Origin of the sequence: Aquiflexum sp. (genome assembly GCF_041751335.1) — a bacterium.
GTDB lineage: Bacteria > Bacteroidota > Bacteroidia > Cytophagales > Cyclobacteriaceae > Aquiflexum.
In genome coordinates, this window is record NZ_JBGSXS010000429.1 from 1 (window position 1) to 14,006 (window position 14,006).

At 38.5% G+C, this 14,006-nt stretch carries 12 protein-coding genes; 5 read left to right on the plus strand and 7 right to left on the minus strand.

The window, feature by feature from the left end; all coding sequences use genetic code 11:
* The first annotated feature begins 147 nt into the window (after window positions 1-147).
* Complete coding sequence (locus ACEW8U_RS22680; protein WP_373524340.1) at window positions 148-2,283, plus strand: M3 family metallopeptidase; 2,136 nt, start codon at window positions 148-150, stop codon at window positions 2,281-2,283.
* A gap of 168 nt (window positions 2,284-2,451) precedes the next feature.
* Here the strand turns inward: ACEW8U_RS22680 and ACEW8U_RS22685 are convergent, their stop codons facing one another.
* The 6 genes from ACEW8U_RS22685 to ACEW8U_RS22710 all read right to left on the minus strand — a co-directional run bounded on the left by ACEW8U_RS22685 (window position 2,452) and on the right by ACEW8U_RS22710 (window position 8,422).
* On the minus strand, window positions 2,452-3,828 hold the full coding sequence (locus ACEW8U_RS22685; protein WP_373524341.1) for a hypothetical protein: 1,377 nt from the start codon (window positions 3,826-3,828) through the stop codon (window positions 2,452-2,454).
* Window positions 3,825-4,889, minus strand: coding sequence for a c-type cytochrome (locus ACEW8U_RS22690; protein ID WP_373524342.1), 1,065 nt, complete (start codon window positions 4,887-4,889; stop codon window positions 3,825-3,827). The genes ACEW8U_RS22685 and ACEW8U_RS22690 overlap by 4 nt, the downstream gene beginning before the upstream one ends.
* A 239-nt stretch (window positions 4,890-5,128) precedes the next feature.
* Window positions 5,129-5,716 (minus strand): Crp/Fnr family transcriptional regulator, encoded by a 588-nt coding sequence (locus ACEW8U_RS22695; protein ID WP_373524343.1) that lies wholly within the window; start codon window positions 5,714-5,716, stop codon window positions 5,129-5,131.
* Window positions 5,717-5,841: 125 nt separating this feature from the next.
* Complete coding sequence (locus ACEW8U_RS22700) at window positions 5,842-6,582, minus strand: acyl-[acyl-carrier-protein] thioesterase (protein WP_373524344.1); 741 nt, start codon at window positions 6,580-6,582, stop codon at window positions 5,842-5,844.
* A gap of 5 nt (window positions 6,583-6,587) precedes the next feature.
* Entirely contained in the window at window positions 6,588-7,748 is a 1,161-nt protein-coding gene (locus ACEW8U_RS22705) for an MFS transporter (protein ID WP_373524345.1), read from the minus strand.
* A gap of 317 nt (window positions 7,749-8,065) precedes the next feature.
* A complete protein-coding gene (locus ACEW8U_RS22710; protein ID WP_373524346.1) occupies window positions 8,066-8,422 on the minus strand; it encodes a YraN family protein in 357 nt (118 codons plus the stop codon).
* A gap of 84 nt (window positions 8,423-8,506) precedes the next feature.
* Between ACEW8U_RS22710 and lipB the strand changes: the two genes are divergently transcribed.
* The 4 genes from lipB (at window position 8,507) to ACEW8U_RS22730 (ending at window position 12,760) form a co-directional block, all read left to right on the plus strand.
* A complete protein-coding gene (gene lipB, locus ACEW8U_RS22715; protein WP_373524347.1) occupies window positions 8,507-9,223 on the plus strand; it encodes a lipoyl(octanoyl) transferase LipB in 717 nt (238 codons plus the stop codon).
* A 165-nt stretch (window positions 9,224-9,388) separates the two neighbouring features.
* Complete coding sequence (locus ACEW8U_RS22720) at window positions 9,389-11,260, plus strand: hypothetical protein (RefSeq protein WP_373524348.1); 1,872 nt, start codon at window positions 9,389-9,391, stop codon at window positions 11,258-11,260.
* On the plus strand, window positions 11,257-11,823 hold the full coding sequence (locus ACEW8U_RS22725; protein WP_373524349.1) for a hypothetical protein: 567 nt from the start codon (window positions 11,257-11,259) through the stop codon (window positions 11,821-11,823). Before ACEW8U_RS22720 ends, ACEW8U_RS22725 begins: the two co-directional genes overlap by 4 nt.
* Before the next feature lie 196 nt (window positions 11,824-12,019).
* A complete protein-coding gene (locus ACEW8U_RS22730) occupies window positions 12,020-12,760 on the plus strand; it encodes a 3'-5' exonuclease (protein WP_373524350.1) in 741 nt (246 codons plus the stop codon).
* A gap of 383 nt (window positions 12,761-13,143) precedes the next feature.
* On the opposite strand, the gene ACEW8U_RS22735 is transcribed toward ACEW8U_RS22730, so the two are convergent.
* A complete protein-coding gene (locus ACEW8U_RS22735; RefSeq protein ID WP_373524351.1) occupies window positions 13,144-13,923 on the minus strand; it encodes a hypothetical protein in 780 nt (259 codons plus the stop codon).
* Window positions 13,924-14,006 lie beyond the last annotated feature (83 nt).

Sequence of the window (14,006 nt, forward strand, 5' to 3'; positions counted from 1 at the left end):
AGTATTTTCCATTTACCAAAAACCAACCCCACATTGAAAAAGAAAATAAATTCCTTTAAAAATTATAATACTGTTAGAAACGATAAAGATTTTTAAGCCTCAAAAACCCCCGTATCTTTGCATTCCAAACCCAAATATTTATTACTTATGAAAAAACAATTGATTGCTGCTTTTGCATCCGCCAGTTTATTAGTGGCCTGTGGGCAAAGCGAAAATGAAAACGATATGACCAACCCATTCTTAGAGACTTACAACACGCCTTTCGAAGTACCCCCATTTGACAAAATCAAAAATGAGCACTTTGCTCCGGCCCTTAGGGAAGGAATGAAGCAACAACAGGATGAAATTGATGCCATTGTCAACAATTCTGATTCGCCAACATTTGAAAATACCATTGAAGCAATGGAATATTCGGGGGATTTGCTGAGTAGAACCAATATTGTCTTCTCAAATCTTAACAGTGCCAACACAAATAACGAACTTCAGGCGATTGCCAGGGAAATGGCGCCTGAATTATCAAAGCATAGTGACAATATCAACCTGAATGAAAAACTATTTGCAAGGGTTAAAGCCATTTGGGATCAAAAAGAAAACGTCAATCTAAATCCCGAGCAGCAAAAACTGCTGGAAAAAAGGTACAAATCATTTGTAAGAAGTGGAGCCAACCTAAGCGAATCAGACAAAGAAAAGATGAGGTCCATCAACAGCAAGCTTTCAACATTGAGCCTGCAATTTGGACAAATTCTATTGGCTGAAACCAATGCCTACCAACTTGTAATAGATAATCAGGATAATCTTTCCGGATTGCCTGCAGGTCAAATTGAGGCTGCGTCAAGCGATGCCAAAGCAGCCGATTTGGAGGGAAAATGGCTCTTCACCCTTCAAAATCCCAGTGTAATGCCCTTTCTTCAATATGCCGATAACAGGGAATTGAGAAAGCAAATCTGGGAAGCTTACCAAAGCCGGGCCAATCAGGGAAATGACAAGGACAACAAAGCCATTTTGCTGGAGATAGCCAACCTCAGAAGAGAAAAGGCAAATTTACTCGGTTTTAAAACCCATGCTGATTATGTCCTGGAAGAAACCATGGCCAAAAATCCTGAAAATGTTTACAACTTATTAAACCAATTATGGACCCCTGCATTGGCGAAAGCTAATGTAGAAGGTGCAGAAATGCAGGAAATGATCAACGCCACAGGAAATGGTTTTGAATTGGCTCCTTGGGATTGGAGATATTACGAAGAGAAGTTGAAGCAACAAAAATTCGACTTGGACGAACAGGAGGTGAAACCCTATTTTGCTTTGGATAAAGTTCAGGAAGGTGTTTTTATGGTAGTGAAAAATCTTTGGGGACTGACATTTGAAGAAATCAAAGACATTCCTGTTTATCATCCTGACGCCAAAGCTTATGAAGTCAAAGAAGCTGACGGAACCCATGTAGGTGTTTTGTATATGGATTTTCATCCTAGGGCATCCAAAAGAGGTGGTGCCTGGATGACTTCCTACAGATCGCAAAAAGCCGAAAACGGTGAAAGAAAAGCACCTGTAATTTCCATTGTATGCAACTTCACCAGACCAACTGCCGATGCCCCTGCATTACTGACATTTGATGAGGTGACTACGTTCTTCCATGAGTTTGGACATGCTCTCCACGGACTGTTGTCCGATGTGCAATACAGAAGTCTTTCAGGAACATCCGTCCCAAGAGATTTTGTGGAATTGCCATCCCAAATTATGGAAAACTGGGCCACAGATCCTGCTGTATTGAAACAATATGCCATTCACTATAAAACCGGAGAAGTTATTCCTGATGCATTGATAGAGAAACTCCAAAAAAGCGGCACTTTCGGCCAGGGATTTGGTACCACGGAATATTTGGCTGCCTCTTTGTTGGATTTGGATTACCATACTCAAACCAGTCCAATTTCGTTGAGTGCTGATGATTTTGAAAAGGCATCCCTGAACAAAATCGGTCTTATAGATGAAATCATTCCGAGATATAGAAGCACCTATTTTTCCCATATTTTCTCAGGTGGTTATTCTGCTGGATACTACAGCTACATCTGGTCAGGGGTATTAGATACAGATGCTTTCCAGGCTTTCAAAGAAACCGACCTCTTCAATCAGGACAAAGCTCAGGCCTTCAGAAGAGAGATCCTTGAAAAAGGAGGAACAGAAGATCCGATGAAAATGTATGTGAATTTCAGAGGAGCAGAACCCAAGATCGATGCTTTACTAAAGAAAAGAGGATTGGATGAGGTCTCCATGCAACGAAGAGATTGATCCAGAAAATAGAGACGGGGAAGTCCGAAGTTGGAAGACACCCCGTGACGGAGAGCAGGGATGAACTGGACATTTCAGTTTCTAGCTTACTATTTTATGGGCATTCTTGTGTAAATTCATTTAAAAAAATAAACCTACCCCATTTTAAAACGGGGTAGGTTTATTTTTTTAATCCCACTGAATAGTATAATTTACAATAAAATTAACATGCACCATATTCACTTTATTGTAAATCCATTGGGGCTTTATTTCTCCTGATTTTAAATTCAATTTACTCATGAAGATCATATGGAAATCCAATCCTTTTCCCCAATTCCTTGGTACATATTTTCCTCCCAAATTGGCTTGGACATAAGAAGGAAATGCAAATTTGTTCAATTCGGGATTGGCTGGATCAGGTAAAAAATGTAAACCTGCAAAACCATAGAATTGCAAGCCATTTGCAGGAATATTCCTTTGGTAGTATGTCGTGAAGGCATCCACCTGATTATAGCCTTCATTGCGCTCTCTTGGTATAAATGTGAAAAATGGATCTCTCCCCCACTCCCGCGGATTTAGAAATCGTCCTCTTCCGTCTATACGAGAATAGTTCAGCCACCAAATCGATCTTGGGGATTTGACTCCAATTCTTCCGCCCAAAACAAAATTCAAATCATCAGGGTTTTTGAATCTTTTCTCAGGTTCGGGATTTCCACCATCCCCTATCCCATTTTGCATTATTACCTGCAGACCTGAAACAAACTTTTTATCACTATTTGGCATATCCCAATCCTTTACCGCTTGGGAAAAAACCGTGCTGGAAATGTTGTCCACAAACGTGTGGTTTACCTGCAACTGAACATCCGAATCAGTACGGTGCTGCCAGTCCATCACCGTGAAGTAATCACTATCTGTATTCCCCTCATAATTGGAGGGACCTCCAAATTCACTTTGGCCCACAGGATACATCCCAATGGTTTCCCCTATGTCAAACCAACCAGAAGTAGACCTTGGACTCATTCTTCCTATGAACTGTGCAGAAAACTGATTTTTCTTATCGGGCTTAAAATCCACTCGAACTCCTTCCACATAAGTGGGAGAAAGGCGACCGTCCTGAGGATTGATAAAAGGAGTGTTGATATCCATACGTCCGGCAATGACATTGAATTTTGGAGAGCTGTACCGTAATTGGAGCTCTTCGATTTTTCCAAAAAACCTTTCGTATGGATTATTTACATCAAAAAGTCCAACTTCGTATCTGTTGAAATTTTGAGTAACAGGATCTCTTGCCAATAAATCCGAACTCCATAAATTACCAAAAACCGTAAATCTACCAACTATCGAAAACCCTGCGTACTCTTTTGTTTTTAGTTGAAGGTAAGCACTTTGCCCCAAGGCATAGTCGTTTTTGAAATCTTCCCAATACCCTGTAGACATCAAATATGACCTAAGTCCCAAAGTACCAACTATAGGACTCTTGGATTTACTGCTTGTAGTATCAGAATCTTGGGCTATGCTCTGAAGGTGTAATAAAGCTGAAAAAAGAAATATAATTAAGAACCTCATTTCCCTGCATTTTCCCTAACTTCTTTTATCGGCTTGAAAGGACCGTATTTATGCTGCTCTTCACTGAACTCATCAGAAAAAGGCCCAAATGGATGATCTATGGGTTTCTTGGATATATCCGGCCAATCTTTTGAAAGGTCTTTGCTCGGACGATCCATTGAATTGACATAAGCAGCCACGTCCCATGCCTGTTCATCTGTCAGCAATGGCCTTTCGAAAGTTGCTCCCAATGGCATATTGGTTTTGACATAACCTGCAAATCTTGACATTCTAAATAGTCCTGCACCATTATTATAGCTGTGCTCCCCCCATAGTGGTGGATAGGTATATCCAGTTTTGTCAGCTTTCATGAGACCTTGACCATTCTCCATGTGGCAACTTTGACATTGCTGGGCATAAACTGATTTTCCTTTTACTGGATCTGAAGCTCTTTCGAGAAAAGGTACTTCATATATCCCCACCCCTTTTGGCGCTTCCCCTTTGGGGACGTCTTTTCCAAGCCACTCCATGTATGCCACCATAGCCTGCATTTCCTTGCTATTGTTTTCCAAACCCTTCCCGTTTAGGCTTCTTTCAAAACAATCATTGATTCTTTTAGGAATATCTTCCATCTGTCCTGATCTACCTCGGACTTTTGGGTAAGTTGAAGCAACGGCACTATAATTATTGCCAAGGGGTGAAGATCCCGCTTCCAAATGACAGTTTTGACAGTTCATTCCATTGGAGATTTTTCTCACCTTTCCATTTGGACCCAAATATTCCGAAGTTTTGGAAATCAATTCCTTTCCATATTTGATCAATTCTGCATTGGGTTCATCCTCAACAGTATTCCAAGCAGGAGCTACCCACATTCCCTCTTTGGGGACTACACCACGGTAAGTGTCTGCAATCGAGGCTACAAATTGTACTGACCCCTTTTCGGTAGGATAAGGAGTTGAAAGATCACCATTGAATTGCATCACCAAAGTTCCTATCAGGAGTGCTGTTAGTATTGTGATTGTCACTAACAGCCCCACCATCAATGTCAACATTTTAACAAACGGCTGGAATATATCTTTCATGGTTAATTACTTAAATCACCTACAAAGTTGACTATTTCACATTAAAGAATGCTGTGATTTTCATCACAATAAAAAAATAATCCGATATTTCACCACTAACCAATTATAAAAAGGTTTGACATTTAATAGATGATGTCCCAAAATAACGGACAATAATCGATGAATACCCGAAATTTAACCATTCATTTTATCACCAAAGACCAAGATGTAGTCCGACTATTTAAACGAGTCTTGAAGTCCTATTCTTCTTTAAATTCACTTAAAATCCTACTAAATGTCTCCGGCCGCATTGCCAGCAGAGAAGCTAAATATTTATAAGGAGCCCTTTTTAACAAGTGTCTTTGATAGGTGCTATTAAAATACCTGAATCTTTCCATAGCACCAGGAATCCTCGCTAAGAAAGCCCTGTCTTCTGCATGAATATAATATTGCTCCAACAAAATCCTGTAGAGCGTGACCATTTCCGGAAACATTTCCATGCCATATTTCAAATCGTCATACAATAAGTATTCTGCTGAAGTATCTTCGAGGCACTGTATGTTTTCTACGGAGGGCTTTCTTTTGAAAAACCCTGAAATTGAAGTGACCAACTCACGGTCACAGCTTATCCAAGTTGTGATTTCCTTTCCTCCACTATTAAAATATCCACGTACCAATCCTTCCCTAAGGATGAATAATTTGTCACAATATTCCCCACTGCAACAAATATGTTCCCCTTTTTTGTATTTGGTGAATTTCAGTTTAGCTTGAAGGTATTCAATTAATTTCGATGATATTGGAAAAATGGTATTTAGCAGATCAATAGTATAAAGATGATTAGTTTTCACATTCATGTTCTGAAAATAAAAAGGTTAACTTATTTTGTAGCACAATCCTTGATTGAGACTGTTCGATTAAATGTAATTGGACAAAACAAATGAAAAAAAAGTATTTTCCAATGGGATTTATCTGTTTAATCATCCACCGCTGACCAATTCCCAATGAGAAAAGCTGTAAAAACTTGCTTTTCCATGTTATTGCCTGACAAAACAATCGAATCCTCAGTTTTTTCAACAAACATATCTATGTTATCACCCAATCTTGCTTCAGCAATATAATTGATCGATATCTGATTTATTTCAAATCCTATATTGAGACTGACGTCTTCGACCCAACGGATATAACTGACATTATTGACATGATTGTTCAGATCAAGGTCAAAAGGCCGAACCTTGATGCTGTCTATCAATTCCATATTTTGTGGAAGACTGATCTTATCTGGCATCAGGCCTGAATCATCGATTGATACAAATAGCTCTGGAGGCAATATATTCCCTGGTCTTTGGGGTCTTTTGGTACGGACATCTACCAATAACCAAGCAGACATGGACTCTGCAATTTCATTTCCAGCAGAATCTGTTATTGAAAACTCCCGAAGGGCAAAAAGTTTGTCAATACCTCTTCCAGCGGTTTTCACATGAATGTGGTCTCCCCAAGAGGGCATTTGATGGATCTTGATTTCAAATCTGGAAAGCACCCATACATATCCTTTTTCGAGCAAAGCCTTACCAAAGTCCCTACTGTCAGCGTGTTTCCAAGCTACTTCCTGCATCAGATCCGCCAATGCAGACAAACGAATTCTGCCCTGTGGATCTATCTGAAATGACAAGACTTCAAATTGTTTCTCATATTGGAAAGGAAGCTTCTCTGACATGTTTTTTATTTAGTTTCTATTTGCGTTATAAAAAAAGCTTGTGTCCTTACTGTGGCAAGGATAGCAATTCCAAGTCCGGCAAAAGCAACCAATGTAAATGATGCTTTCAAACTTAACAAATCTGCGATAAAACCTATCAATGGTGGCCCGATTAAAAATCCGAAAAAAGAGATGGTAGAGATAATCGCCAATGCCACACCAGGCGAATAAAGCTTGGATCTTCCTGCGGTACTATAGGCTATCGGAATGATGGATGCCACACCAAACCCTACCAACAAGAACCCAATTGTTGCCACATGAGGAACAGGAAACAAAACCGAAAGAATCAACCCACTAAATATCAACATGCCGCTTGACCTTATGACCAATATCTTGCCAAACCGATTGGTCAACCGATCAGAAAAAAACCTGCCAAAAGCCATCGCTCCCATAAAAGAAACATAACCCAATGCAATCAAACCAGGATCAATTTCGACTACCTTCTTAAAATATACTCCACTCCAATCAAACATACAGCCTTCACAAAGCATCCCTAAAAAGGAAATACTTCCAATCCTTAAAAGAAGGTCATCAGGTTTTTTCAAAACCATGCCCCCTCCAGCTCCTCGGTCATGTTCCTCCAATAAAAACCCATAAGAAATCAACAGGACCACCAACACAATAACTGCAATCGACAAATAATGAAACTTGGGCAAGATTCCAAAAAATATCATTGCAGCACCAATGCCCGCACCGGTAAATCCAGCGAGGCTCCATAAACCATGAAATGATCCCAGAATATTTCTACCATAATGGTCTTCCAAGGCCAAGGCTTGAGTATTCAATGATATATTCATCATATTGCCTGTCATACCAAAAATAAAAACTACAGGTACAAGCATCCAAAGAGATTCACTGAATCCAATGAGGGGAAGAAAAATCATATAACTAATGGCACTTAGTAATACCACAATTTTACTCCCAAATTTGTAAACTGACCAACCTGCCAATGGCAAAGCCAAAAGAGACCCGACCGGAAGACCTAGTAACAATGAGCCTAACTGGGACTCGGACATGTCAAATTTCATTTGAATATCCGGTATCCTTGCAGCCCAGGAAGAAAAACATAGGCCTGCCAAAAAAAATAAACTCCCAAGGGCTATCCTTCTTTTCTGAAGTAAAGTCATTATCGATCGTAGGTAAGGTATGAGCCCACAAAGCTAACATCAAAAAAGAAAAAGGGAGATGAATTGATAGGAATAATGTTAGAAGTACACTAATCAGATTAAATGCAATGATTACGGAAATCTAAATTCTTTTGATTCTTAAAGCAGAACAGATATCTCTCTATGATCGATATGACAAGGGAAAGCTTTGATCAGCCATTTGTACCTCAAATTTTAATTTATATTTCTTTTTTCTCGCTTCTCAACTCTTGTCTCTTAGCTCTTGTTTCTTGTCTCTTAGCTCTTGTTTCTAATCTCTCGCTTCTAATCTCTCGCTTCTAATAAAAAGCATCCTCAAACTGCTTGAAATTGACATTACCGTTTTTGTCCCTATAGACTCCAATTATGTCAAAGCGGATATCTTTGTGCCAGTCTTTTTCATGGATATAGTGGTCTGCAGCCTTGATGATCAGTCTCCTTTTGGTATAGTCCACAAACTCCTCGGCATATCCAAATCCTGTCCCACTTCGGAATTTGACCTCTACAAAAACCAGAATTCCTTTATACTTGAATATCAGATCAATCTCGGCGTGGCTGTAGCGGTAATTGGCCTCTATAAATTCATAGCCCCGACCACTCAGCCATTCTTTTGCCAAGTCTTCGGCTTCCTTTCCTTTGTCATTGTGTTCTGCCATGGTGATAATTGTTTATTTTTGAAAAACTCTTTGAGAACCTATCCTTAAAAACACTTGTTGCAAAGCAGCAACCCCTCCAAAACTGTGAATCAAGTTATCAATAAAAAAGTAAAATTTCTAGACCTAGGGCTAAAGGATTACCAAGAAACTTGGGATTTTCAGGAGGAATTGTTTGCAAAATCTGTTGCGCTGAAAATCGAAAACAGGAAATCTTCCCCGGAACTCCAAAAGCCAACCGATAATTACCTTCTTTTTGTGGAGCATCCCCATGTGTATACCTTGGGCAAAAGCGGTGAACTATCCCACTTATTATTAGATGAAGAAGGACTTAAAGAAAAACAGGCCACCTTCTACAAAATCAACCGCGGCGGAGATATCACCTATCATGGTCCAGGCCAATTGGTAGGCTATCCCATCATTGACCTTGACAATTTCTTTACAGATATCCACAAATACCTGAGGTTTTTGGAAGAAGCCATTATTTTAACTTTGGCAGAGTATGGCATTGAAGCAGGAAGAATTGAAGGTTTGACAGGTGTTTGGCTGGATTATATCGAACAGAAGAATCCCAGAAAAATCTGTGCCCTAGGTGTCAAATCCAGCCGATGGGTGACCATGCACGGGTTTGCCTTCAATGTCAATTCTGATATCAATTACTTCAACAATATCGTCCCCTGCGGCATCCCCGACAAAGCAGTAACTTCCCTACACCTTGAACTGGGAAGACCTGTAGACCTTTCAGAAGTAAAAGAAAAGGTCAAAAGACATATTATTGGGTTGTTTGGGATGGAGTTGGTTTAAAGTAGATATATGGTAGAAAATAGGTTTCACGAAATAAAATTGATATAAAAACGAGATTGTATGAGTGATATATATTGTATTATGTCTCATATCTGAGAAAAAAACAACATTAAATATTGCTTTTTTATTTCAAACATACTATTTTAGTTTCAAAACATTTTTATTATGAAAGCAATTCAAACAATTTTATGCTTGTTCTTGATAACCTCACAGGGTTTTTCTCAGGAAATTTCGGAAAGAGACCTAGAATGTGGTACTCCTGAAATGGATGCTTATTTTGAATCGGACAAACCATGGTTTTTGAACAATAATTATTTCCTAGAGGTTTTGCAACGATATGGCTATGATCTTCCTAAGGATTATTTTGATTCCATTGATGAAAGAGGACATTATAAAGGGGAAAAGATTTCTTTAAGAAGATATAAAAACGATTCTTTGCTTATTCCCAAGCTTAAAAAAGGAAATCCAAATTCCGGGAGGATTTCAGCGGAAAACCTGCGGCTTCTGAGTTTAATTAATTACATTCCATTAAAAGTTTGGGTACATCAAAATTCCAGCAATGTTTCCCCGTTTACACAACCTCAGATATTTGAAGTCATTGATTTGGTCAATGAACTATTTGCAAACAATGATGTACCGATCAGGTTTTATATTTCCTGTGACATTACCACAATACCAAGCAGCCTCTATAATAATTTACCTTCGGAAAATTCGATGAACGCCATGTTCAACAATTTTCAGGAAAACAATGTCATCAATTTGCATCTTGTTGCATCAGGTTTCTCAATAGGATCTTCTGGAACAATTCCATCAACAAACCTTTTCATTACTCCTAGTATAGTTGGTGGTGAGGCAAATAGAGGACTGCTTGTGCACGAATTGGGGCATTGTCTAGGACTTTTTCATACCCATGCACGACATTGCTCCTCTAGTTCCTATCCAAATGGAAACCAGAACTGCAATAATTGTAACCAAGAATCGGTTAGTAGAACCAAAACACAGGGATTGTTTTGCTTAGGAACTGGAACAAAAAAATGTGAATTCAATGGTGACCAACTCTGTGATACTCCAGCTGAACCAAATCTGATAGGTGGGTTTTCGGCTTCCCAATATGGCGTAAATGAAAGTTGTCAAATCGTTTGGCCGAATTTGAAATCACAAGATAATTGGGGAGATTTTTATTCTCCTATGCAATTTAATATAATGAGTTATGCAAGGAGTAAATGTAGAAATTCAATTTCTGCAGGGCAGATAGCGAAAATGCTTTCCTATTTACCTTCTTTTGCCCATTCTTCTTCAGGGTATCAAATCACTGGATTTTCAAATGTCTGCAACAATGTACAGTACAGCTATAATGTTCCGTCCCTTCAAGGAATCACAAGCTACAACTGGACAGTTCCAGAAGGAACTTCCATTGTTTCTGGTCAGGGAACGAATACCTTGACAGTCAGTTTTGGGAATTCAGTTGGTACCAATAAAGAATTAACCGTTTATCCCCAGGGTTGTGGATATCCTCCCGTATCTATACCCATCAATGTCCGTAATTTCATATCCATTTTGGGTCCAACATCAGTAGGTCCAACTTCCACCTTCAATTACAGCACTCAGGTGATTGACAATGTCGTTTACCAATGGTCCATACCTAGCAGCTGGACAATGCAGTCTGGCCAAGGTTCCCATACCATACAGGTAACCACAGGAGGTTCAGGCACGTACACTTTAAGTGTGAGTGCTTCGGGGTATGGATGCAGCAAATATGCTGAAATACAAGTAAATGTAAGTGGTAGCGGACCTATTCAAAGAGTTGATTTTCATTCAACTAACGAAATACCCCCCAATCAGAAAGAAAAAGTGCACGAGCCCTTCAAAAGAGAACTGGTCAAAATTATAATCATAGACCCCTATTCTTATTTCAATATGGAGGTTCAGTCCGAGGAGGAGTTCAAAGACCTCTACCTAAACTTGAAAAGTGGATTTTATATAATTCAAAAAGTTTATACAGACCAAATGACAACTCTTAAATACTTGAAAAGATGAAAAATGCAAAATGTTTTATTATGTTATCATTTGCAATAGCATTGGAGTCCTGTGTTCCTGAATTTGTAGAGGATCCGAATTTCCAACCCCACCAATTCCCTGTTTTTTTCTTTGAATTGGTAAACGAAGACAATGAAAATTATTTTGAAATGAATCCTGAAATAAATTTTGAAGAAGTAACTTTTAAATTCTGGGGATTGCCGGGTTCAGGTGGAGAGGGACAATTGGTGGATCAATCCATATCCGTTATGGAGATTGAAGGAAAGAAAGTTATTTTGTCAGGAGGCTTGTTTAAAGAAAGACCCACGTATGTATTCTATGGAAATGGTGATATTGATACTTTGACTTTTTGGAGGTCTTCCAGTGATATGAGTAAGGATTATGTATTGGATTTTTTTGAGGATCCTGTATTTTACTATGCCTTCAACGGGGATTCTTTGGGATATTTTGATGTGGTTAAAGATAATTTGCACTACAGGAACAATTTTGAAAATCCAATCGATTTTGATCCTCTAGTCAGACAAATTGTAAAGGCTAAAAAGTCCATAGATACAGAAAATTAATGATTACGGTTTTTTATTCTAGCCCTCTAGAAAAACTAATCGCCTACAGAGTGAATACTGGATAAGTTACTAAATCCTTGATCAGATTTTCGACAAAAAGTTTATCTTTACAGAAGGCAGTATGGACCCCTCCAACATGACATTTATCCCTGAATTGGGAATGGAAGGAGTCCTTCACGGATAAACTATTTCAACTATGGTAAACTTTTTCAATGAATTGAGCGACATCCTTTTTTTGGATATTGAGACAGCCTCTCAGGAAGAAGCTTTGGAAGCCTTGCCTCCAAGACTTCAGGAAGAATGGCTCAAAAAAGAAAAACATATCCAACCCAAAGAAGAGGAAATCGAACCCGGTAGTCTTTTTTTCAACAAAGCAGGCATTTATGCCGAATTCGGAAAAGTCATCTGTGTGGGTGTGGGGTATTTTCATTTTGTGGAAGATGAAAACAAACTTGAATTCAGGACCAAAAGCTATGGGGAGGAACAGGAATATGATACCCTTACCGGATTTGTAGAATTACTCCAAAGAAAAAAATGGATACTTTGTGCACATAATGGTAAGGAGTTTGACTTCCCCTATTTGAGCCGCAGGATTTTGGTCAACAGGATTCCACTTCCCGAACCTTTACAAATAGCTGGCAAAAAACCTTGGGAAGTCCGTCATTTGGACACCCTCGAACTTTGGAAATTCGGAGATTACAAGCACTATACCCGGTTGGAATTGTTAGCAGCTATTTTTGACATCCCTACTTCCAAGGAAGGAATTGACGGTTCCCAGGTCAATGAAGCCTACTACCATGAAAAAGACCTTGAAAAAATCCGTGAATATTGTCTGAAGGATGTGTTGGTCACCGCCCAGATTTACCTGGCATTTCAGGGACTTCCGCCGGATTTGGAGTTTGAGATTGTTAATAAAGATGAGGGTTCTTCTGATTGATATATGATGGAAATAGGGTAGAAATATAATTGAAATAGGATTGTGGATATTGATGGATACTGATTGATATTAAGATATAAAAAAAGGCCCTCTTACCGTTTTCAATAGAAATTATTTCCCTTCAAACCATAGAATTGAAATGGATTATTTTATTCACTTTTTCAGTTTTCAAACTAAATCCCCGCATGTCAAATCGAAATTCTACTTCTGTTATTTCAAAGTTTAAGTAGTGTTATTTCAAAATTAAATCCGTGTTATTTCAAAGTTCAAGTCATGTTATTTCAAAGTTTATATGTGATATTTTTAAATTTAACCCTTAATCAAGCTTTTAGATCTGTAAGATTATCCACAGAAAAAAATGAAAGAATCAAATCTAGATATTCTCACTTCTTCCGCTCATAAACCTCAATCCACCCATGCTCAGTACTTTTGAGAATCATCTTTTCATCCTCAAATTCAACACTTCTAATTAGAGTAGGTACACCAGGGATAGCTTGTGTAGGAAAAACATGAATATTATTTCCGACAATTTTCCATGACATCATCTGTGACATTTCAAAAAAATCTGACGCCTTGGGCCTTAGATGCTGTGGAATGTTTAATTCTTTGTTTGCTTTATTCTCCGCATCTCTAAAACCTCTGACATCCAAAACATATTTTCCATCAGGATTGAAAGCTGTCATATAATCTTTACCTGTCAATTCAGAAATTACTTTCTCACCATTTTCTGTTTTATACTGTTCTTTAAGGATCCAAACTCCAATGATTTTGTCTCTTAAAGCATTTGTAGCTTCTCCAAAAACCTTTGAAAAATCATAATTCAAATCTTTGGAAACCCTTTCCATTTCCAATGTCCTATTCTCTGCTTTTAAAGTCAAAGTCAGGAATTTCTTGTCAAGAATTCCATGAACTTCCTCTGACTCCCCTTCTACCTCAAATACACCTGCAAATCCGCTTTTTGCTTTCCTGGCCACGAATTCCTTGGAACTTAAATCAGATTGGTAAAGTTTACCCATAAGCAACTCCCCCTGCTCGGAGACACTTAAAACCAAAGGATTTTCCGGATCGGTGGTCTGGTAGATTCCCTGAAAATTTTGGGTAAAAACAGCATGTTGCAGGGTAAAGCACAGGAAAAACAACAGGATCAAAGTTTTTGAATTCATCTTTCTAAAGGTTAAAAATTATCCATTCTTTAATTAAATTCTAAGTTAAAAAATTTCATCAAAACCAAAATGATTTTAGTAAC

Coding starts and splice junctions, on each gene's coding strand:
- ACEW8U_RS22680 (WP_373524340.1), top strand. CDS start 148: ATGAAAAAACAATTGATTGCTGCTTTTGCATCCGCCAGTTTATTAGTG.
- ACEW8U_RS22700 (WP_373524344.1), bottom strand. CDS start 6,582: ATGTCAGAGAAGCTTCCTTTCCAATATGAGAAACAATTTGAAGTCTTG.
- ACEW8U_RS22710 (WP_373524346.1), bottom strand. CDS start 8,422: ATGGCAGAACACAATGACAAAGGAAAGGAAGCCGAAGACTTGGCAAAA.
- ACEW8U_RS22705 (WP_373524345.1), bottom strand. CDS start 7,748: ATGACTTTACTTCAGAAAAGAAGGATAGCCCTTGGGAGTTTATTTTTT.
- ACEW8U_RS22730 (WP_373524350.1), top strand. CDS start 12,020: ATGGTAAACTTTTTCAATGAATTGAGCGACATCCTTTTTTTGGATATT.
- ACEW8U_RS22685 (WP_373524341.1), bottom strand. CDS start 3,828: ATGAGGTTCTTAATTATATTTCTTTTTTCAGCTTTATTACACCTTCAG.
- ACEW8U_RS22690 (WP_373524342.1), bottom strand. CDS start 4,889: ATGAAAGATATATTCCAGCCGTTTGTTAAAATGTTGACATTGATGGTG.
- ACEW8U_RS22735 (WP_373524351.1), bottom strand. CDS start 13,923: ATGAATTCAAAAACTTTGATCCTGTTGTTTTTCCTGTGCTTTACCCTG.
- ACEW8U_RS22725 (WP_373524349.1), top strand. CDS start 11,257: ATGAAAAATGCAAAATGTTTTATTATGTTATCATTTGCAATAGCATTG.
- ACEW8U_RS22720 (WP_373524348.1), top strand. CDS start 9,389: ATGAAAGCAATTCAAACAATTTTATGCTTGTTCTTGATAACCTCACAG.